Consider the following 21,095-nt stretch of genomic DNA (forward strand, 5'->3'; position numbering starts at 1 on the left):
TCAACATTTTCACACCGTAGCGAAACTAACTTGTTCACCCGCTCCGCGAGGTTCTGCCGACACAGAATGTTTGTTCAGACGGAATACGTCCACCGCCTCAGTTAATCGTGCAGCCTGTTCTTCAAGGGACACCGCCGCTGCTGAGGCCTCTTCTACCAGAGAAGCATTCTGTTGCGTCACCTTATCCATTTCAGAAATCGCCTGGCTAACCTGAGTTATGCCTCTACTTTGTTCATCCGAGGCGGCGGCGATTTCCTGCATGATATGTGTGACACTCGCGACGGCATCAACAATAGTGCTCATGGTTTTCCCTGCCATTGCCACCTCATCCGACCCCAGGTCAATTAACCTGACTGATTCACTGATCAAGCCTTCAATCTCTTTCGCCGCCTGGGCGCTGCGGCTTGCGAGTGTCCGTACTTCGCTGGCGACAACGGCAAATCCACGTCCTTGCTCACCCGCTCGCGCGGCTTCAACGGCAGCATTCAGTGCCAGAATATTCGTCTGGAAAGCAATACTGTTGATGACGGCGGTGATCTCGGAAATTTTCTTCGAACTCGTGGAGATAGCGCCCATCGTTTTTACTACACCGGAAACCGTCTGCCCGCCATCGCTGGCTTTAATAGAAGCCTCCTGCGCCAGTTTGCTGGCATGATGCGCGTTATCCGCATTCTGTTTCACCGTCGCAGTGAGTTGCTCCATGCTGGCGGCAGTTTGTTCAATTGCCGCCGCTTGTTCTTCAGTGCGAGATGAAAGGTCCGCATTGCCAGCGGAAATTTCGCTGGTGCCACGATAAATCTCTTCCGCACCCTGTCGAACAGTCCCTACTGTCATCCCCAGTGAATGCTGCATTTGCTGTAAATGACGACTTAAGCGACCGATTTCATTACGACCCGCCGGTTCATCATTCATCGTCAGATCGCCACTGGCGATTTTTTCAATCCGTTGTGCGGCATGTTGCAGTGGACGAATGACGATCCGACGTAGCACCATAAATGTTATCAGCGTCATGACCAGGGCAAGCACAAACGCGCCAATCATGAACATCCCACCCAGGCGGGTGCGCTGATGGGCCAGTTCCGCCAGTTGGTTGGCTCTGGTGCTACGTATCTTAACGGCTTTGCTCAAAATATCGGTATAAGCATTATCCAGCGGTCGGATTTGCTCACTTTCATGATTGATAATCGCTTCAAACATGCCATTTTTGGCATATTTCAACATCGGTTGCATACCCGTGATATAAGCCTGGAAGCGTTGATTTAATTCAGTGTCAAGGGCTTCATCAGCAGGTGTTTTCACCGACCGATTCTGATAAGCACGATAACCTTGCTGCGACTGTTTAATCTCCGATTCGGCTTGCGCAATATTTCGCTTCATTGCTTCCATTTCAGCAATACGACTCGCAGCACCAGCCTGAATCATATTGATCCGGGCTGAACGCAAAAAATCTGAACTGTTCGCTAACCCGGTCCGAATCTCAATCTCCGCAGTAACATCACGCTGATCGCGATCGGCCTGCCAGAGGAAATAGCCAGCCAGAGCTGAACTTAATGCGAATAGAACTAAGATACCGCCAAGAATGCAGGCAAATAACGGAACCAGCCTGATGTGATGCAAAAAACCTAATCGCTGTGAGGGAGTTGTATTCATTACCGTTGTCTCTCGTCCAGGTTTACTCCTGATAGAAAGTCATCGGCACTTGACGATAATTACTTATGACCAAAAACCTCTTTGCGTCACATTTTTACAACAATTATTGTAGAGAAAATTAATGCTATTGGAATGAAGAGAGTAACGAATGGCTAAACTGGCTAACCCGAATGACGAAAAATTCTGGAAAACAGCACGCAATTTCGTCAGGTGATTATTTTCGTCCCTAAGGAAACCACATAGGATGCTCACGGGTGCCTGAGACTTTCTGTTTTCAGGCTAACCGGGAATCAGAAAGACGAAGGCCCCGACCGATATTTCTATCAACCGAGGCCAACGAATGAACCAAGCAATTCAGATGTTAGCCTCTTACCCGCCATCCGGCAAGGAGAAAGGCTATGAAGCGCAACCCTCTGGTGGTGTGTCTGCTCATTATCTGCATTACGATTCTGACATTCACACTCCTGACCCGACAAACGCTCTACGAACTGCGGTTCCGGGACGGTGATAAGGAGGTTGCTGCGCTCATGGCCTGCACGTCCAGGTAAGGGCAAGCGCGGGGATTTTCCCCGCGCATCTGACTAGCAGATTCATTTTCTCATGGCACCCCTTTTACACTTCAGTTAGTGCATGTTTTTTTCGATGCACTAATAGAACCATCATTACAGACAAATTTGCCGCCTGCCGTACAGTGTGAGATCCCCCCTTTCGAACCAGAACAGGGTTTGCGCCCGGCATCGGCATAAAAGGAAACAAGCGCTCCTATAACCAAGATGAGTGCCAGTTTTTTCATATAACCTCCATGGTTTATCGAATCTTATGTTCGATTTGAACGTTATACGCTGGTTTATTTTGATACCGTTGATGAGATCAAAGATCGGGTGAATTGATTAAAGATAAGCCAGATGGACGTATGGACCAGGATTATGGTTTTATTTGTCATACAAATAAATATAATAGGCGCTTCCGATGTAGGCCCGTATTCTTCGCCTGTACCACGGGTCGGTTTTAGTACAGGCGTTTTCTTTAAATATCCTTCAGGAACGTTTACGCGGCATCATGCGTAGAAGTGTGTTGTCCTTCCAGAAATAGTGGTGTGCCAGTGCAGCCGCAGCGTGCAACCCGATGACAAAGTATCCCAGATTCGCCAGCATTTCATGCCACGACTTTAAGCTATCAACCCGTTCGAAATTGGCCTCTGATGCATAAGGCATCGTCAAACCAAACGCAAACCACGGGTTGCCTCGGTTATACATCATCACCAAACCAATCACTGGCAGCGCAATAAACAGGAGATAAATCACCAAATGTCCCAAATGCGCCAGTCCCGTCATCATCGGTTTTGGCTTAGGTATAATCGGCGGGGTTGGGTATTTCAGCCTTAACAAAAGACGAACGACCATCAGCACGAGAATTGATATGCCACAGGAAACATGAATCATGTTGATGAGCGGCCGATCGCTACGTGGGAAGAAACCACGAAACTCCATTGCGCAATACGCTGCGATAACCAGCAAAAAGACCAGCCAGTGAATGCTGATTTGTAACCTTGAGTATTTATTTTCCATAACATTTCCTGCTTTAAAACAATTTGCCGTTAACATAACGAGCTTTTCTTAAAATTTCATTAAATATTGTTCACCCGTTTTCAGTACGTTACGTTTCACGGCAAGAATGTAGATTGCCCATCCCGCCATCCTGGTCTAAGCCTGGAAAGGATCAATTTTCATCCGAACGTTCCTGACAGGAGAAAACCATGAGTAAAGTTGGTATTAACGGTTTTGGTCGTATCGGTCGACTGGTATTGCGTCGATTACTTGAAGTCAAAAGCAACATAGATGTTGTCGCTATTAATGATCTCACTTCCCCAAAAATTCTCGCCTACCTGCTGAAACATGATTCAAACTATGGACCGTTCCCCTGGCGCGTTGATTTTACGGAAGATTCACTTATCGTTGATGGGAAAAGTATCGCGGTTTACGCCGAAAAAGAGGCTAAAAATATTCCGTGGAAAGCGAAAGGCGCAGAAATCATTGTCGAATGTACTGGCTTTTATACCTCCGCCGAGAAATCGCAGGCGCATCTTGATGCTGGTGCGAAGAAGGTGTTGATTTCCGCCCCTGCCGGTGAAATGAAAACCATCGTTTATAACGTCAATGACGACACACTGGATGGCAACGACACCATTGTTTCCGTGGCGTCATGCACCACTAATTGTCTTGCACCGATGGCCAAAGCCTTGCACGACAGTTTCGGAATAGAAGTCGGCACGATGACGACCATTCATGCCTATACCGGCACTCAGTCACTGGTGGATGGCCCGCGTGGTAAAGATCTACGCGCTTCACGTGCAGCGGCAGAAAATATCATTCCCCACACTACGGGGGCGGCAAAAGCCATTGGTCTGGTGATCCCAGAACTGAGCGGCAAACTGAAAGGTCATGCACAACGCGTACCCGTGAAAACCGGTTCGGTGACTGAACTGGTGTCTATTCTTGGAAAAAAAGTGACTGCCGAAGAGGTGAACAACGCGCTTAAAAACGCGACAAACAATAACGAGTCATTTGGTTATACCGATGAAGAAATAGTCTCTTCTGATATCATAGGCAGCCATTTCGGGTCGGTGTTTGATGCCACGCAAACCGAAATTACCGCCGTGGGCGATTTACAACTGGTGAAAACGGTCGCCTGGTACGATAACGAATATGGCTTCGTCACACAGCTCATTCGCACCCTCGAAAAATTCGCTAAACTCTGACGCACACAGGCGGAGGAAAAAACCTCCGCCTCTTTCACTCATTACGACTGTAAATAAACCACCTGGGTCTGCAGGTATTCATGCAGGCCATGTTTGCCATCTGCGCCGCCAATACCGGATTTACGCCATCCGGCGTGGAATCCTTGCATAGCTTCGAAGTTTTCACGGTTGATGTAAGTTTCACCAAACTTCAGCCCTTTAATGGCTTTCATCGCGACGTTCAGATTTTGGGTATAGAGTGATGAGGTCAGGCCGTAATCACTGTCATTAGCCATTGAGATAGCCTCTTCCAGCGTGTCAAATGCGACCACTGGCAGCACCGGGCCAAAGGTTTCCTCGTGCATAATCGACATTTCCTGGCGAACATCCAGCAGCAATGTCGGCGGATAATAATATCCTTTCCCCTCTACTGCCTTGCCCCCCAACGCCACTCTCGCCCCCTCTTCTACTGCGCGCGCCACTTTTTGCTCGACCCTTTCCAGCGCCGCGGCGTTAATCAACGGCCCCATCGCAATGTCGTTGCGCTCAGCGGGGTTACCAAATTGCACCGCCTGCATCGCTTCACCCAGCCGATTGACGAACTGATCATAAATGCCTTTCTGTACATAAACACGTTCTGCACAGTTACACACTTGTCCACTATTAATGACGCGTGAATCAACGATGGCTTTGACTGCCAGTTCAAGATCGGCATCGTCCATTACGATAGCTGGTGCTTTACCACCCAATTCCAGACACACTTTTGTGATGTTTTTTGCTGCAGTCGCCATGATCTTTTCACCTGCAGAGACGCTGCCTGTCATACTGACCATTGCGACCTTTGGGTTACCCGCCAGTTCTTGCCCAACGGTTTCACCACGCCCCAGCACAAGGTTAAACACACCGCGTGGAAGGCCTATTTCATCGACAATTTTGGCAAAAGCAATCGCATTGTTTGGTGTAAATTCACTGGGTTTAATGACGATGGTATTACCGGTCAAAAGAGCGGGAGCCATTTTGCGGGCAATGAGGAAGAACGGGAAGTTCCACGGCAGAATGCCGGTAGTCACGCCAAGCGCACGTTTAAACAGAAGAATATTTTCTCCTGGACGATCGCTTTGAATAATCTCACCTTCATAACGCCGTGCCCACTCCGCCATGTAATCGATATAGTCCGCAGTAAAAGCCACTTCAACTTCAGCCAGCTGCTGGATCTTGCCCCCTTCTTCAACAATCAGCGCACTGATTTCACCGGCGCGTTCGCGGATCCCGGCGGAGATTTTGCGCAACCAACTGGCGCGTTCAATGGCAGGCAACGCTTCCCATTCTGGTTGTGCACGTTCTGCTGCATCGATTGCCTTACGGGCATCCTCGGCCTGACCATCGGGTATGCGGGAAATGACCGCCTCTGTAGCAGGGTTTACCACATCAATCCATGCGTCTCCACGCCAGGTAACAAACTGTCCATCGATATACATAGGATGTTGAACGGGTACTGACATGGGCGACTCCTGTGATTTATATGTTTGTTTTTGGTAAATGCATTGTTAATTAACATCAATCATCATAGAGACGGCATCGTGAAAGGACAATTCTGTGAAGGGCTTCATAAAAACAAGTGTAAAAGGAATAAAAGGCAGAAATAAACGTCAGGAGTCATGCCCGTTTGCAAACAAGTGGTTCACAAACGGGCAATTTTTAACGTAACGAGCGACTTTCCATCGCCTCGATGAGCACCGCATCGTGTTTCAGCGTTTGCCATGCCTGGATGACTTCTGCCGGAAAATCAACGTGAACAATAAAATCTCGCCCGCGGGGACCGTAGCCATCGCTATCATCGTGTAAACGCGGCAGCTCGCCAGTGAGTAGTGATAGATAACGCTCAACCGGCCATAATCCTTGTAACTGATTAATAAAGATTACACTGTCTGCGTTATTTCCTAACTGAGGAACGAATCCGGGATAACTCAACCAGCGTGGTGCATCGGGATTGTCCCCGGTCATACGGCGGAACGTCGCCATCGTGCGCCGCTGCATGGTGGGGTCCTGAACAACGATAGCTGTGTGAACTCGTTCTACGGCCTGATTCAATAGCGCGATGCTAAAGCGTGCGTTTTCACCACAGTTTGTTGACTGGTCTTCAATCCAGATTTTTTCATGCGGAATATGCCAGAACTGATGAGCGATATCCGCCAGGATGGTCGCTTCTGCTCTGCCAGTGGTGCGGATAGTGTTGTAGTGCGGATGCTGTGCGATGGCGCTATACAAAAAAGTTGTCGAGTGACCGATACCACCACTAATCAGTAAAGGAATTTGCTGATCGCGAGCAATCTTACATGCCGCGTCGATAGTCGGCATAACCGCATTGCCTGCAAGGATCACGCAATCGGCCTGATACGGCACCTCACCGGAGAAATCATCCTGCGCCAGCCACTGTCCGATAACATTTATAGCATCTATGGTTGCCGGCGAAAGCGTCGGAAACGGGGTAATGTTCATGGTTCCTCCTTATCGTTCCTTTAAGAATACTGCGTGAGATAATAGTGAGAAGCGGAGCACTCTGAAAGGAAGATGATCCTTTTTCTATCGCGCCATCGCGAACCAGACACTGGTTTTAGTCATACTGTATTTGCGGAGAAACTGTTGATAAAACATCAATAACATAATGTTCTATCATTTTTAAGTGACAGATAAGTTGGTGTGATATTTATGAAATATTCATTCTTATATTTCTCAATCAATGGGAACATTTGCAACACGCTCATTAATGGGAAATCCTTAAATTTAAATTGAATAATATCTGGCCTGAGCTATAAACTACTATCCGTCTAAGGAGACAAATTGTCCTTTTTATTCATCAACATAATACTATATGTCGAGAAACATACATGGAAAAAATGTTTCAAATTTTAGAAACCGCCTGGCCTGCCGTAAAAACAACAGGACTTACAGGTTGCGTAACCGCTCCGGAAACTGAAGATAACCTTCTTTTATTTGAGGATAAATACGCAACACATATTCCAAAAGACTATCGGCAGTTATTGTCTCATTTTGGCGCATGTCATTTTGTCGATCCTCAAATTTATACTTTGAAGGATCTGGACAGATATTACCCTCTATTTTTGCAACAATGGGAAGATTATAAAAAAGAATATCCATTATTGAACAACATTGATCCTTTTCCTGTTGGCAGTTTTGGCGATGGGAGTGTAGCTTTTCTTGACCGCAACAGCCTAAAAATTTATATTCTCATTCATGATTTTGGTATATTTTCCGATGATGTCGGTGATTTCCCTTGTGAGTTATGCTTTGAAAATTTTGGTGAGTTAGTGGAAATGCAAGTTGAAATTATTCTTTATTTACAGCAATGTGGAGTCTCATGAATAATAAAATAATCGCTCCTATTCTTACTGAAAACAAAGTGAATTCGATAGCAGAAAAATATTGTAAAAAGTATAATCTTAATGGCTCGCTGGCATACAAAATCACTGCTATTAAATTTCTTCCTGATGGTATGAAATCATACGGCCTTGATATTCCATTATGGATGGTAGTCAGAGATGTTAAAGGTTGGGATGATATGGAAATTACGATTTTTATTTCTGACAAAAACAGTGAAGTTCTTTGTTGCAGTAATATTTGGTATCCAGTATATCGTCCTCATCAAGCAGATTTGTAATAAGCACGTAAGGAGTATCTCCCTTGCTATTTTTCAGAATTCATAAAGAAAAAACCCGGCGCTAAATGCTTACCGGGTTTTAGATTTATCAGGCAAATAGCAGTGTTAACCGCTAATCTGCTCCATCGCCTGCAAAATACGCTTATCTGAAATCGGATAAGGCGTACCAAGTTGTTGAGCGAAGTAACTAACGCGCAGCTCTTCTATCATCCAGCGGATCTCTTTCACGTCTTCATCCTCACGACGTGCGGGCGGCAGTTTGTTGATCCATTGCTGCCACGCCTGCTGGACATTTTCGACTTTCAGCATCTGAGCTCGGTCGCGATGTGGGTCAACCGCCAGTTTTTCCAGCCGTTTTTCAATCGCCTGCAAATAACGCAGCGTGTCGCCCAACCGTTTGAAGCCGTTACCAGTGACGAAACCGCGATATACCAACCCGCCCATCTGCGCTTTAATGTCAGAAAGCCCCAGCGCCATGGTCATATCCACCCGCCCTTTCAGACGTTTATTGATATTGAACACCGCAGTAAGGATTTGCTCGACCTGCTTCGCAATATCCACCACCGTGTCGTTCAGTTCAGCACGGACTTTTTCATGCAGCGCAGCAAAACCTTCTTCCGTCCAGACCGGGCCACCATTGGCGTCGATCAGTTGATCCACACCGCAGGAGATACAGTCGTCTATCAGCTCCAGCACTTTGCCATACGGGTTAAAGTACAGCCCAAGTTTGGCTTTGTTTGGCAACTTCTCATGCAAATACTTGATCGGCGATGGAATATTCAGCAGCAGTAGACGGCGAAGACCGTTCCACATTGCCTGTTTTTGCTCCAGCGGGTTATCAAACAGTTTGATCGCCACACTGTCGCGCTCATCCACCAACGCTGGCCACGCCTTCACTTTGTAGTTGCCACGCTTCTGTTCGTAGCTTTCCGGCAGCTGACCAAAACTCCAGATATGTAAGCCACTCTGCTCGATACCGTCATCCGCCACGGCAGATAGCGTTTCCTGTACTTTGCCTTTCAGAGCATCTTTCAGATCTTGTAATGAGCGCCCTTCTTTTAGCTTCTTGTTTTTGTCATCCACCACGCGGAATGTGATTTTCAGGTGATCGGGCACCTGATCCCAGTGCCAGTCTTCGCGGTCAACGGTGACGCCAGTCATCCGCCGTAGCTCTCGTTCAAGGCTGTCGAGCAACGGCAATTCCAGCGGTGTGACGCGGCCTAAAAACGCTTCGGCATAGTTTGGCGCAGGTACAAAATTACGGCGTACTGGTTTCGGCAATGATTTAATCAGTGCGATGATCAGTTCACGACGCAGGCCGGGGATCTGCCACTCAAACCCACTCTCCTCAACCTGGTTAAGTAACGGCAGCGGGATATGCACAGTCACACCGTCAGCATCCGCGCCGGGCTCAAACTGATAGCTCAAACGCAGCTTGAGATTGCCCTGATGCCAGAAGTTCGGATAATCCAGCTTGCTGATCTTTTCCGCCCCTTCTTTGATCAACATGCTCTTTTCAAAGTTGAGCAAATCAGGCGTTTCGCGGCTGACTTTTTTCCACCAGCTGTCGAAGTGACGTGCTGAGATCACATCGTGGCTGATGCGCTGGTCGTAAAACTCAAACAGCGTTTCGTCATCAACCAGAATATCGCGGCGACGTGATTTGTGTTCCAGCTCTTCCACTTCGGCCCGCAGTTTCAGGTTTTCACGGAAGAATGCGTGACGCGTCTGCCAGTCACCTTCCACCAGCGCGTGGCGAATAAAGAGTTCACGACATAACGCCGGATCGATCTGGCTGTAGTTGACCTTACGCGCAGCAACAATCGGCAAACCATAAACAGTGACTTTTTCCGTTGCCATCACCGCGCCCTGCGCCCGTTCCCAGTGCGGTTCGCTGTAGGTGCGTTTAATCAAATGCTGAGCAACGGGTTCTACCCATTCAGGGTCGATACGTGCCGCAATGCGCCCCCACAGGCGGCTGGTTTCTACCAGTTCCGCCACCATTACCCATTTCGGCGGCTTTTTAAATAAGCCGGAACCGGGGAAAATGGAGAAACGCGCGTTACGTGCGCCGGTATATTCTTGTTTATCGGCATCTTTCATGCCGATATGGGAAAGTAAACCCGTCAGCAACGCAATGTGAATTTCACGATACTCCGCCGGTTCGCTGTTAACCGGAATGCCAAGTTCTTTCACCACCTGGCGCAACTGGGTGTAGATATCCTGCCATTCGCGCACGCGCAGATAGTTGAGATAATCGGTACGACACAGGCGACGGAAGGCGTTGGAAGAAAGCGCCTTTTGCTGCTCGCCAAGATAATTCCACAGATTTACAAACGCGAGGAAATCGGATTCTTTGTCGTGGAAGCGACGATGTTTTTCATCCGATGCCTGCTGTTTATCTATCGGACGTTCGCGCGGATCCTGAATGGAGAGCGCGGACGTGATAATCATCGCCTCACGCACACAGCCATGTTTTTGCGCTTCCAGCACCATACGCGCCAGACGTGGGTCGACAGGCAACTGCGAGAGCTGGCGACCGAGCGGCGTCAGTTTATAGGCGCTGGCCTGTTCATCAGTGGTGATCGCGCCCAGTTCTTCGAGCAGACGCACGCCATCCTGGATACTGCGTTTATCCGGTGCTTCGACAAACGGGAACGCCGCGATATCGCCCAGCCCCAGCGCGGTCATCTGCAAAATAACCGAGGCCAGGTTGGTACGCAGAATCTCCGGATCGGTAAACTCCGGGCGCGAGAGGAAATCGTCTTCGGAATAGAGACGAATACAGATCCCTTCGGACACACGACCACAGCGGCCTTTACGCTGATTGGCAGACGCCTGCGAAATCGGCTCAATAGGCAAACGCTGCACTTTGGTGCGATAGCTGTAGCGGCTGATACGTGCTGTACCGGGGTCGATAACGTATTTAATCCCCGGTACGGTCAGCGAGGTTTCCGCGACGTTGGTCGCCAGCACAATACGCCGTCCGCTGTGCGACTGGAACACGCGGTTCTGTTCGCTGTTCGAAAGCCGCGCATAAAGCGGCAAGATTTCGGTATGCCGCAGATTTAGCTTGTTCAGCGCATCGGCGGTATCGCGAATTTCCCGCTCACCGCTCATAAAGATCAGAATGTCGCCGGGGCTTTCCTGACTAAGTTCGTCTACGGCATCGAAAATCGCCTGCAACTGGTCGCGTTCGGTGTCATCGGCTTCTTCAACAATCGGGCGATAGCGCACTTCCACCGGATAGGTCCGACCGGAGACTTCAATAATCGGCGCATTATTAAAGTGTCGCGAAAAGCGTTCCGGGTCGATAGTCGCGGAAGTGATAATGATTTTTAAGTCAGGACGCCGCGGCAGCAACTCTTTCAAATAGCCGAGCAGAAAATCGATATTCAGGCTGCGTTCGTGCGCTTCGTCAATAATGATAGTGTCGTACTGCATCAGCAGGCGGTCTTGCTGGATCTCCGCCAGCAGGATACCGTCGGTCATCAGCTTGACCATCGTGTTATCACTAACGTGATCACTGAAACGCACTTTGTAACCGATGCAACCGCCCGGCTCCGTTTTCAGCTCTTCCGCAATACGGTTCGCCACCGTTCGTGCCGCCAGGCGACGCGGTTGGGTATGACCGATCAGCCCTTTAATACCGCGCCCCAGCTCCATACAGATTTTCGGTAGCTGAGTCGTTTTACCGGAACCGGTTTCCCCGGCGACGATCACCACCTGGTGATCACGAATCGCTTCGAGAATGTCCTGCTTTTTCTGACTAACCGGCAAATTGTCCGGATAAGTGATTTCCGGTCGTGCCGCTTCACGCAGCAGGACTTTCCCTGCCGCATGGTCAATCTCTTTCGCCATCTCCTGGAAAATGGCCTGTTGTGCATCAGGATTTTTAACCTTCTTCACACCGTGCAGACGGCGTAAAAAACGCTGTCTGTCGCGCAGCATCAGCGAATCCAGCCGCTGCTGCAAGGCAGTAAAGGTCAATTTTTGTTGTTCTGTCATAACGTTAGTGGGCAGTAGTCTGCCTGATTAATTTTCTTTTAAATGATAGATATAGAGTACCACATCGCGGCTTTCTATGCGTTGTTCAATAAATTCGAACATAGGCTTCGATTTATTGCGCTATCTCTGTGGCAGGATTGTGAATAAAGTGTCAGCAAGCAACGGGGCATCGCCCATTCAAACATCTATAAGGAAACACCATGAGCAAGGTATTAGTTCTTAAATCCAGCATTCTGGCAGGGTACTCTCAGTCTAATCAGTTGTCCGATTATTTTGTTGAACAATGGCGCGAAAAGCACTCCGCTGATGAAATCACCGGTCGCGACCTGGCTGCAAATCCGATTCCGGTGCTGGATGGCGAACTGGTTGGTGCGCTGCGTCCGAGCGATGCACCGCTGACTCCGCGTCAGCAGGAAGCTCTGGCACTTTCCGATGAGCTGATTGCCGAGCTGAAAGCCCACGACGTTATCGTTATTGCGGCACCGATGTATAACTTCAACATCTCGACTCAGTTGAAAAACTATTTTGACCTGGTTGCACGCGCGGGCGTTACTTTCCGCTATACCGAGAACGGTCCGGAAGGTCTGGTAACAGGTAAAAAAGCCATCGTTATCACCAGCCGCGGTGGGATCCACAAAGATGGACCAACGGACCTGGTGACGCCGTATCTGTCCACGTTCCTGGGCTTTATCGGCATTACTGATGTGAAATTTGTCTTCGCCGAAGGGATCGCATACGGTCCGGAAATGGCAGCGAAAGCGCAGTCTGACGCGAAAGCAGCCATCGACAGTATTGTTGCTGCATAACCGGACACGGTCTTGATGTGGACTGTAGATATTCAGTCCACATCTCAATCCACTTACCTGTTTTCCCATAATCTCAGCATCGCTTTGTGCTCGTCTGTCAGCACAATCTGCGGGCGTCTGGCTCGAATATAGCTAATCGCTTCATTAACGGTTTTACAGTGTCCGTAACATAACAACCATGCCGCCACCACCAGCGCACTGCGCGATAATCCCAATGCACAATGGACCAGAACGCTGCCTTGCTCTTCGCGTAATGTTTCCAGCATCGCCACGGCCTGTCGGAGCTCCCCCTCTTCCGGAACCACCAGATCCAACATCGGTACACAAAAATAGAGTCGATCTTTTGTCGCTCGTCCGCGAGGGAATTCAAAGGTGACGTCCAGAACCGCATTCTGTGCCGGAATATGTCGTGGAAACGCCCCTAAATAAACACCAGCCGTAATTTTGCTTACCGGCTCCAGGCGAAGGCAAAACCAACGCATAGACAGCCACATCCCGATGCGCCATGGCAATGTCAGCCAGTAAACGGCGGGCGGGAGTTTCCCTTGACTATCTTTACCTGTTGTTATCGCGCCAAGCCCACCGTACCCACGGCCAATAATGAGTAGCGATAATACTGGCCAACATAACCAGACTGACCACCATAACTGAAGCATTATCATTAGCTCCATCAACACAATGCACGAGCACGCGCCTACGACATAGGGCAGTGCTATTTTGATTCGACGTTGATCAGGTTTCTGATAATTCCAACGACGGTCGACGGGCACCATCCAGTCAATTAACATACCTACCGCCAGCCCTGTGATGACATCAATAAAATGATGCTGCCAGGTCGTCAGCGTCGAAATGGCGATGAGTAAAAACCATCCGCCGCAGACTTTACGCCACCTCACAGCCAGATGCTGACGAAAGTGACGCCAAAGTAGCCAGCAGAGAATAATATGCAGCGAAGGAGACTGGTTATAAGGCAGATCAAACAATTCAAGTTGCGAAAATAACCATCCTGTCACCCCACTCACTTCAGGACGGATAAAACTAAACTTCAGCGGATAGAGAAAAAAACCGCAGCAGGCCATTACCGTTGCCAGAATAAGCCGGTGGACCAGTCGGCGCTGCTCAAATGTCGAGCTACAAACGAACAGCGAAAATCCATATAAAAGATCCAGACTCCAGTAAGGAACAATAGTCCAGGGAAGAAAAGGGATCGCCGTCTCCCAACCGAATACCTGACTGGGGATATCATGGTTGTTAAGATCCTGAGTCGCGGTGAACTGATTAAGAAATCCATAGGTGAAGAAGAAAAACGGGGCCAGCAACAATAACCAGCCAGCTCCTTGTAGCAATACGTTCCGGCGTTCAGTTGTCACGACGCACCGCCATCGAAACCGTAAAAATGCCCCACTCATCAATCCGTTGGGTGCATTTATCAAATCCGGCATCATGCACAAGCGAATCCATCTCCGCTTGAGAACGCACGCGCATTACCCACGGTTTACCATCTTTATGACTGGTTAACACCCCGGCAATCAGCTCCAGTTGTGGGTGCCACGGCTGCCCGGTGTAGATGAGAATGCCACCCGGTTCGATGGCCTTGGCAAGACCTGCGAGTGAGTTTTTTACCTGCTCATTTTCTGGAAAAAGCTCATACAGGCCAGAGACAATCGCCAGCGTAGGCCGCGGAGTTAACGTGCTGAGTTCTGCCGGATTAAACGCATCGCCCTGTTCAAAACGCGCCCGACCAGACATTCCCCGTTGGCAATCATCTCTTGCCCTTGTGCAACATTTACCTCACTGTAATCACGTAACAAAATATCGCTTACGGCAGGCTCGTTTACCAGCGCATCCAGTACATAGCGCCCATGCCCTGCGGCAATGTCAACCACGCGGACGGCTAAACCTTTGGCGTGGAGATGGGCAACGGCTTGTTTAATCAGCATTTGTAAATGGGTTTTGCGCTGGCGAATACCGCGCCAGCCAACACTGTTCAGGTAGATTTTGTCGATAAAGCGCCCGAATGCGTTACTGCCTTGCGGTTGATTTTGATAGACATAATCCAGCGAACTGCCTGAATCAAAGCCGGTACTCATTCCGAGATGCAGGCCCGCAGAGTGCGCCCCGAACAGTTTCATCGCCTTTCGCATAAAGCGATACGCCAAATCAACCGGCGATAATGGCACGGGTCCACCAGAAAGGAGCCGCCATCGATCCGCTGATGGTCCTGTGCGGTCTTCATGCTGATAATCAAATTTTTGCGACTTGTTAGCATATAAGCGACTAATAAAGCTTTGCATTTTTTCAAATGCCTGCGCCCTTTTCTCTTCACCCAACGTGTCGTGATAAAAGCCTGGCAGCAGATGCAGCTCTTTCAGAGGACTACGTAAACGCTGATAAAAATCAATCTGCGGTTGGCGATGCACCACATAGTCATCGCCTGATATCAGAAGTTGCGTGGGGAGCGTAATCGCCGCCGCATCGCTAACAATACGTTCAGACGTTTTATAGAGATCGAGCAAGATATTGACGGCAATCGCCCGTGTGATCAGCGGATCATTATTGAAACTCGCCACCCGTTGCCGATCGTGGGTCAGATAACGCCCTTTCACATAGGAATTAATAAAAAACAGACCACGCAGACGATGCCATAACGCCAGTCCAGGACGTGCCAGCGGCACATACAATTTAACCTTAAAGGCCGGAGATACCAGCACTAGTCCGCGAATAGCAGGCGCATAATCATGAACCCATGTGGCAACCATCACTGCGCCGACGCTTTGCGCGATCACAACCACCTCTTCCAGTCCGACCTGGCTGTCGCTGGCAGCAAAACGGACAAATTCATCGACATCCTGCACTGAACGCGCAAGAGACGGACTATAACCACGCGGCCCCGAAGTTTGTCCATGCCCTCGGGCATCCCATGCATAAAAAGCAGTATCTGGCATCGCCAGTTCATCAACGATATGTTGTAGACGACCAGAATGTTCATGACCGCGATGAAATAAGACGATGACCTTTTTCGCCCCTGGCTGTAAAGTGGGCCAGTGCCGATAAAACAACGCTGTATTATCACTGGTGGTAAAAAAATGTTCCCCAGGGATGCGTGAATTTTCCATTTTCTCTATTTTCCTTCAGTAACAGCAGTAGCGAATAAAATAAAAAAATACCGGAGCGGTGAAAATTAATGAGTCAATCCTGTCAAGGAGTCCGCCATGTCCTGGTAATAGTTTTCCACTATCTTTAACACCAATATCTCGTTTGATGGCTGACATCACTACATCGCCGCAAAAACCACTAATACCAATTAACAAACCCGCTAATAATGCCTGTAATGTATCTAGCGGTGTCAGCAACGGTCCAATAATCAGTGACGCAATCATGGTGGTGATTACGCCGCCCATCAGACCTTCCAATGTTTTTCCCGGGCTGACTTTAGGGACCACTTTTCTTCTGCCGCAGGATTTTCCCCATAAATACTGTGCAATATCGTTTGACTCGGTTAATGCCAAAAGAAATAACACCAGTAACGCCCCGCCCTGGATATTTGTGGTTGGCAACATTAATAACCAGGCGGCATGACTCAAGGCGAAAACGGTCATTATCCAGCCACAAAAAATGGCGCTCACGGTATGCAGAAAACCGGAGGGGTCACCCACTAAAACTCGCCAGGTGGCTAATATCAGAAACCCAGCCAAAGGTATAAATAACAGAAACAGCTCAAAGCAATTAAAACCGATAAGCAAATAGTTAAGAGGAATACCCCAATATAACCAACGCGGAAAATGTACAGATATAAGCGTACAATATTCTTTCAATGCCAGAAAACTTATCAGCGCAAAAAACGTCAACGTCATCCAGCGTGGACCTGAAATCACCATTGAAAAACAAATGACGATGCCCCACCAAGTACGAATACGTAATGTAACTTCATCCCCTTTTCTCTCCGGTAACCGCCATACCAGAAAACGGTTTATCAGCGTTGCTAAAATTAACAACGCGAAAAGTGTTGCAAGAGATTTTTCCAGCATTATCTTTCAGCGCTCATAAGAAGCACACTCCGACAACGATTAATCGCAGTCCAGAGAAGCAGAATTGAAGCAATGCTCCATAAAAGATTATTCCATTGCATCCATTGTGGATAAATGGCAATGGCCAGCCCCCACAAACCAAATATTAACGCGCGATCGCTTTTGCCAAATGGACCGACATAACTACGAATACCGTTAATCGTCTGCGCGAGTAAACCGCAAAACTCAGTCAATATGGTGCAAAATAACATGAGTATTACGAGTGATGCGTTACTTTCCGGTAAAAATAAAAACGGTAAATAAAGCGCAATATCGGAAATAACATCGCCTGTTTCATTCAAAATCGCCCCAAGATGTGTTTGCTGATTGCACTCACGCGCCATCATGCCATCCAGCGCATTGAGCGCCATACGGATAAAAAGCACGATAGGCAATAGCAAAAAGAGGATGGGTTGTGCCACCAACATCAACAGCAATCCGCTAAGAAGAGAAAGTGCCAGTGCAGCAAGAGTGATGTGATTCGCTGTAACATGGTGCTTATTAAGCCAAAACATCGTCGGCCTTAACAGCGACTGAAAGAGCGGTTTTATCTGGTAGAGCGTCATTATCAATCCTTGATAATTCGGTTTGCGCTATGGTGCATCAATTCCCCTGACGGAGATATCGTAACACGCCGCTTCATTAAAAATTCAGAATATATCAAGGTATTGGGGACTCACCGTCAGGAATGATTATCCCCAATAAATCAAGTGGTTAAAAATTATTACGCTGTTATTCAATACAACTCATCAAGTTTTCTCATCGCTTGTTCCCGTATTGCGCGCGTCTTACCGTTAAGCGCCAGCTGCCGAACTAAATCCAGTTCAGGGTTAACAAGCTCTAACGCCAGCAAAGGATCACGTTTCAGCCTCGCCTTTAATATATCAACTGGAAAACGGGGATTATTCATCGCCACAATCCACCACTCGGGATCAATTTCTGCCGCCAGTACTGCAGGCGGTGTGTGGTGGTTGTTAAGTGCGCCGAACTTGAAAAATGTGAGATTGCTTTTCGCCAGTGTACTCCACCATATACGATCCGGTTGTTTTGCCAGTTTATCCAGTTGTGCTAATGCATCGGGGTCAAGTGCATAATAAACACGTAACGCTTCGTTAACCTGCGCACGAGAGCTGTTTTCCTGCCTCAGAAAAAACTTCGCCCAAATATCATTGCGTGGCATATTTTGCTGTAATTCCTTGAGGACAACAGCGGGTAAATTATCCCAACTAACTAATGCACTCTCTAAAAAGTCCCAGCCTTCCGAACGTATCAGAGAGGTGGCATTTAATAGCATCTGGTCATCAACTTCACCGTGGCTAATCAGCTCAGACAAAATCATATCAGCGCTGGTTTCATATGCTGCAGAATCTGCTTTCGGATTATTTTTCCGATGCGATAAAGCACGTTGCCAAATTTTTTGTTTCATCGACGTGCTCAGATACTGATTTTTCGCCAAATTACTCCACCCCTCAGGATCGTTGAAACGTGTCAATAACCGTTGTAAAGCAGCGTCAGAGTGAATTATCTGCATATCCCGACAGCAAAAGTAGGCAGGGGATTTTTTCTCCATCCTTTTAACAAAATTAAACTGTAAGTTATCTGGCAACGCTAAAAATAACGTACCTATTAGATCATCGTCATTCTCGAATTTTTGGTATAAATATACTGCTATTTTGTCACTCTCTTGTGGTGTCATCCGCAACAATTGACCATGGTGTTTCATCTCTGCCAGCTTGAACGCTAAGTTTGTGACAACATTTTTTGATGAATCTTTCGCCAACTGCATTGCCTGATTGTAGGTGAGTTGTCCTCCAGCACCGACCTGACGAATTGTGGGATCATCACTGCGGATATAGCCATCTATAATGGATTCGGGCAATAACCATGCATCTTTATAAAGCCCCTCAATGACCCAATCTCTTTTCGCCAGAGTCATGACGATATCCAGAGGGAGATTTTCACGTAGCGCAAGATTCAACGGACCGGCACCATCAGGTAGATGGCTAATTCGCGTCATTATTTCGACAGAGAGCGGTTCACGGTTGAGCAACCCCAGAACCACAGGCTGGTAACCCAATTGCTGATCGGTCAACTCCAGAATCTCATTGTCAGGCATATATCTCGCCATACTTTCAATCGTTTGTTCATCATTGCTATTAATAAGTTGTTTGCGTAGGTTAGCTGAAATTCCTTTAAGCCTTGGGAGAGTTCGCATTATGGCAAGATCAAATGTCGCAATGTCTCGCCCTTCAAATGCAGCAACTTTGCCTTCATCCAGCATTTGCAATTCCTGCACTAATTCAGGTGAAGGCTTAGGGCGAAACAGCGCTTCTTTTTTCATCTGATTACAGACATTCCCTGCTATGCGAATATTGCTTCGCTTAAAAATTTCTTTCAGAGCATCTTCATCATTTATTAGGCCCCAATAATATGCATCAGGATTTATTATCGTCAGCGCTTTTTTGACATTTTCAGTGTCATTTTTGTCTCCCGCACGGACCATGAATTCACTATTTGTCGAAGACACAACAACAGGTGCAATTATGTCATTGATAAATATCCCACGCGCATTAATACTCCCCTTAATCGTAGACGGATTATCGTAATATGAGTCGATAAATACCAGTCCACTTGCATTTATCGAACCGGTAATTAACAGTGGTGAATCCGTAACTATATTCGTTGCCGTCACGTTACCGAGAATAATCCATGGATTAGAAAGAGAGAAAGTGGAAATATTACCTTTGACTGTCAAATTGCCAAGAACAATCAATTTTTGATTACTCTCTATATTACCGTCAACCACTAAATCGCCACGATGCACTTTCCAGTCCGATGCAGATAAACCGAAGGGGACAAGATTCACGCTACTGTTGATAGCTTGTTCAACTTGTTGTTTATCTTCAGCGGTAGCCGCAGAAAAAAATGGTTCAATATCAACTGCATTTGCAACACATCGAAGTTCCGCCTGTACTGGAAGACTCAGCATAAACAGGGGAAGTAAACCTATCCAGCTGCAAATCCTGGGCTTAAACATATGCACTCCATGCCATTAAAAAAGAAACAAAAGGGAAATGCATCTTTCCCTTTTGTATATTCGTTATTCTCGCGAAATACCATCCAACGTAGACAACACTTCCTCAGAAAGATGCAATTTTTCAGCAGCCATATTCTCCCGTAAATGCGCAACAGAAGACGTCCCTGGGATCAGCAAAATATTCGGTGAACGCTGTAACAGCCACGCCAGCGCCACCTGCATTGGTGTTGCGCCCAGGCTCGCTGCTACATCCGAAAGTGTGGAGGATTGCAGCGGCGTAAAGCCCCCAAGCGGGAAGAACGGCACGTAAGCAATGCCATCGCGGGCCAAATCATCAATCATTGCGTCATCAGCACGATGAGCAATGTTGTATTCGTTCTGCACACAGACGATTTCGGTAATCTTACGCGCCTCTGCGACCTGCGTCGGTGTGACGTTGCTCAGGCCAATATGTTTTACCAGGCCTTGTTGTTGCATCTCTGCCAGCACGGTCAGGCTGGCTTCAATCGATCCTTCCGCCGGGCCATGACCATCCCCCATCATGACGCGCAGGTTAACCACATCCAGTACGTCCAGGCCGAGATTACGTAGATTATCGTGTACCGCTTTTTGCAGCTCTGCCGGAGAAAATGCGGGCAACCAGGATGCGTCCTCTCCACGCCGCGCACCAATTTTAGTGACAATTGTCAGATCGTCAGAGTAAGGATAAAGCGCTTCGCGGATAATCTGATTGGTGACGTGCGGACCATAAAAGTCGCTGGTATCAATGTGATTGACACCCAATGCCAGCGCCTCACGCAGCACGGTTATAGCAACGTGGCGATCTCTTGGGGGGCCAAAAACCCCAGGGCCTGCCAGTTGCATCGCGCCATAACCAAGACGGTTAACGGATTTTGTACCGAGAGTAAATGTGTTGTTGCTCATCGCACCCTGCCCTGTAATAAAACGGATTAAGAAAAATCAGTATAGAAACGAAAAGAGATAAATAATGCGAAGGCGTAAACAAGATTACTGGATGAGTTGCTCTATTGCCCTGAAAGACACCAAAACAAAACGCGTCAAGTACCGCATCCGGCAATAAAAAACCGCAACCTGTATCAGCGTTGCGGTT

The 21,095-nt window shown here is 47.9% G+C and carries 17 protein-coding genes and 2 pseudogenes; 5 read left to right on the forward strand and 14 right to left on the reverse strand.

Translation table 11 applies throughout. From position 1 onward, the window contains the following. Positions 1–9: 9 nt before the first annotated feature. Positions 10–1,650, reverse strand: coding sequence for a methyl-accepting chemotaxis protein Trg (gene trg / locus ACJHYR_RS01665; RefSeq protein WP_001587022.1), 1,641 nt, complete (start codon positions 1,648–1,650; stop codon positions 10–12). 398 nt (positions 1,651–2,048) lie between these two features. On the opposite strand from trg, the gene hokB reads away from it, so the two are divergent. Then, positions 2,049–2,198 carry a type I toxin-antitoxin system toxin HokB gene (gene hokB / locus ACJHYR_RS01670; protein ID WP_001309484.1) on the forward strand — a complete coding sequence of 50 codons (150 nt, stop codon included), beginning with the start codon at positions 2,049–2,051 and terminating at the stop codon, positions 2,196–2,198. On the opposite strand, the gene yncP is transcribed toward hokB, so the two are convergent. From yncP to cybB, 3 genes are all read right to left on the reverse strand, one after another. After that, positions 2,176–2,244 (reverse strand): hypothetical protein, encoded by a 69-nt coding sequence (yncP, locus tag ACJHYR_RS01675; protein ID WP_212591405.1) that lies wholly within the window; start codon positions 2,242–2,244, stop codon positions 2,176–2,178. The two genes, hokB and yncP, sit on opposite strands and share 23 nt — an antisense overlap. A gap of 25 nt (positions 2,245–2,269) precedes the next feature. Beyond that, complete coding sequence (locus ACJHYR_RS01680) at positions 2,270–2,443, reverse strand: hypothetical protein (protein WP_000731851.1); 174 nt, start codon at positions 2,441–2,443, stop codon at positions 2,270–2,272. A 244-nt stretch (positions 2,444–2,687) separates the two neighbouring features. Further along, positions 2,688–3,218 (reverse strand): cytochrome b561, encoded by a 531-nt coding sequence (gene cybB, locus ACJHYR_RS01685; protein ID WP_001306523.1) that lies wholly within the window; start codon positions 3,216–3,218, stop codon positions 2,688–2,690. Positions 3,219–3,406: 188 nt separating this feature from the next. Between cybB and gap the strand changes: the two genes are divergently transcribed. Continuing rightward, positions 3,407–4,408 (forward strand): type I glyceraldehyde-3-phosphate dehydrogenase, encoded by a 1,002-nt coding sequence (gap, locus tag ACJHYR_RS01690; RefSeq protein WP_000048648.1) that lies wholly within the window; start codon positions 3,407–3,409, stop codon positions 4,406–4,408. Between the two features lie 41 nt (positions 4,409–4,449). Here the strand turns inward: gap and aldA are convergent, their stop codons facing one another. The 3 genes and pseudogenes from aldA to ACJHYR_RS01705 form a co-directional block, all read right to left on the reverse strand. Next, complete coding sequence (gene aldA / locus ACJHYR_RS01695) at positions 4,450–5,889, reverse strand: aldehyde dehydrogenase (protein WP_000115926.1); 1,440 nt, start codon at positions 5,887–5,889, stop codon at positions 4,450–4,452. Between the two features lie 196 nt (positions 5,890–6,085). Beyond that, a complete protein-coding gene (ydcF, locus tag ACJHYR_RS01700) occupies positions 6,086–6,886 on the reverse strand; it encodes a DUF218 domain-containing protein YdcF (protein WP_001027939.1) in 801 nt (266 codons plus the stop codon). Positions 6,887–7,001: 115 nt separating this feature from the next. Then, positions 7,002–7,067, reverse strand: a pseudogene (locus ACJHYR_RS01705) (hypothetical protein); the annotation flags it as partial. Between the two features lie 208 nt (positions 7,068–7,275). On the opposite strand from ACJHYR_RS01705, the gene ACJHYR_RS01710 reads away from it, so the two are divergent. Both ACJHYR_RS01710 and ACJHYR_RS01715 read left to right on the forward strand, forming a co-directional pair. Further along, entirely contained in the window at positions 7,276–7,770 is a 495-nt protein-coding gene (locus tag ACJHYR_RS01710; RefSeq protein ID WP_000413852.1) for an SMI1/KNR4 family protein, read from the forward strand. Continuing rightward, positions 7,767–8,066 carry a hypothetical protein gene (locus ACJHYR_RS01715; RefSeq protein WP_001060290.1) on the forward strand — a complete coding sequence of 100 codons (300 nt, stop codon included), beginning with the start codon at positions 7,767–7,769 and terminating at the stop codon, positions 8,064–8,066. Before ACJHYR_RS01710 ends, ACJHYR_RS01715 begins: the two co-directional genes overlap by 4 nt. A gap of 105 nt (positions 8,067–8,171) precedes the next feature. Here the strand turns inward: ACJHYR_RS01715 and hrpA are convergent, their stop codons facing one another. Beyond that, positions 8,172–12,074 (reverse strand): ATP-dependent RNA helicase HrpA, encoded by a 3,903-nt coding sequence (gene hrpA / locus ACJHYR_RS01720; RefSeq protein ID WP_072837521.1) that lies wholly within the window; start codon positions 12,072–12,074, stop codon positions 8,172–8,174. A 200-nt stretch (positions 12,075–12,274) separates the two neighbouring features. On the opposite strand from hrpA, the gene azoR reads away from it, so the two are divergent. Further along, entirely contained in the window at positions 12,275–12,880 is a 606-nt protein-coding gene (gene azoR, locus ACJHYR_RS01725; RefSeq protein ID WP_000048937.1) for an FMN-dependent NADH-azoreductase, read from the forward strand. 53 nt (positions 12,881–12,933) lie between these two features. Here azoR and ACJHYR_RS01730 read toward each other — a convergent pair whose 3' ends face one another. From ACJHYR_RS01730 to pdxI, 6 genes and pseudogenes are all read right to left on the reverse strand, one after another. Then, a complete protein-coding gene (locus ACJHYR_RS01730) occupies positions 12,934–14,226 on the reverse strand; it encodes a phosphatase PAP2/dual specificity phosphatase family protein (protein WP_024174134.1) in 1,293 nt (430 codons plus the stop codon). 13 nt (positions 14,227–14,239) lie between these two features. After that, positions 14,240–15,996, reverse strand: a pseudogene (locus ACJHYR_RS01735) (bifunctional alpha/beta hydrolase/class I SAM-dependent methyltransferase). A gap of 15 nt (positions 15,997–16,011) precedes the next feature. Beyond that, positions 16,012–16,908 (reverse strand): phosphatidate cytidylyltransferase, encoded by an 897-nt coding sequence (locus ACJHYR_RS01740; protein WP_000890942.1) that lies wholly within the window; start codon positions 16,906–16,908, stop codon positions 16,012–16,014. Beyond that, complete coding sequence (locus tag ACJHYR_RS01745) at positions 16,908–17,513, reverse strand: CDP-alcohol phosphatidyltransferase family protein (RefSeq protein WP_000177497.1); 606 nt, start codon at positions 17,511–17,513, stop codon at positions 16,908–16,910. Before ACJHYR_RS01745 ends, ACJHYR_RS01740 begins: the two co-directional genes overlap by 1 nt. 170 nt (positions 17,514–17,683) lie before the next feature. Beyond that, positions 17,684–19,984, reverse strand: coding sequence for a DUF2773 domain-containing bactofilin (locus ACJHYR_RS01750; protein ID WP_000476130.1), 2,301 nt, complete (start codon positions 19,982–19,984; stop codon positions 17,684–17,686). Between the two features lie 63 nt (positions 19,985–20,047). Then, a complete protein-coding gene (gene pdxI, locus ACJHYR_RS01755) occupies positions 20,048–20,908 on the reverse strand; it encodes a pyridoxine 4-dehydrogenase (protein ID WP_000069825.1) in 861 nt (286 codons plus the stop codon). Positions 20,909–21,095: the final 187 nt, after the last annotated feature.

The sequence above is a fragment of the Escherichia sp. WS1450 genome, assembly GCF_046487395.1.
Classification (GTDB): Bacteria; Pseudomonadota; Gammaproteobacteria; order Enterobacterales; family Enterobacteriaceae; genus Escherichia; species Escherichia coli.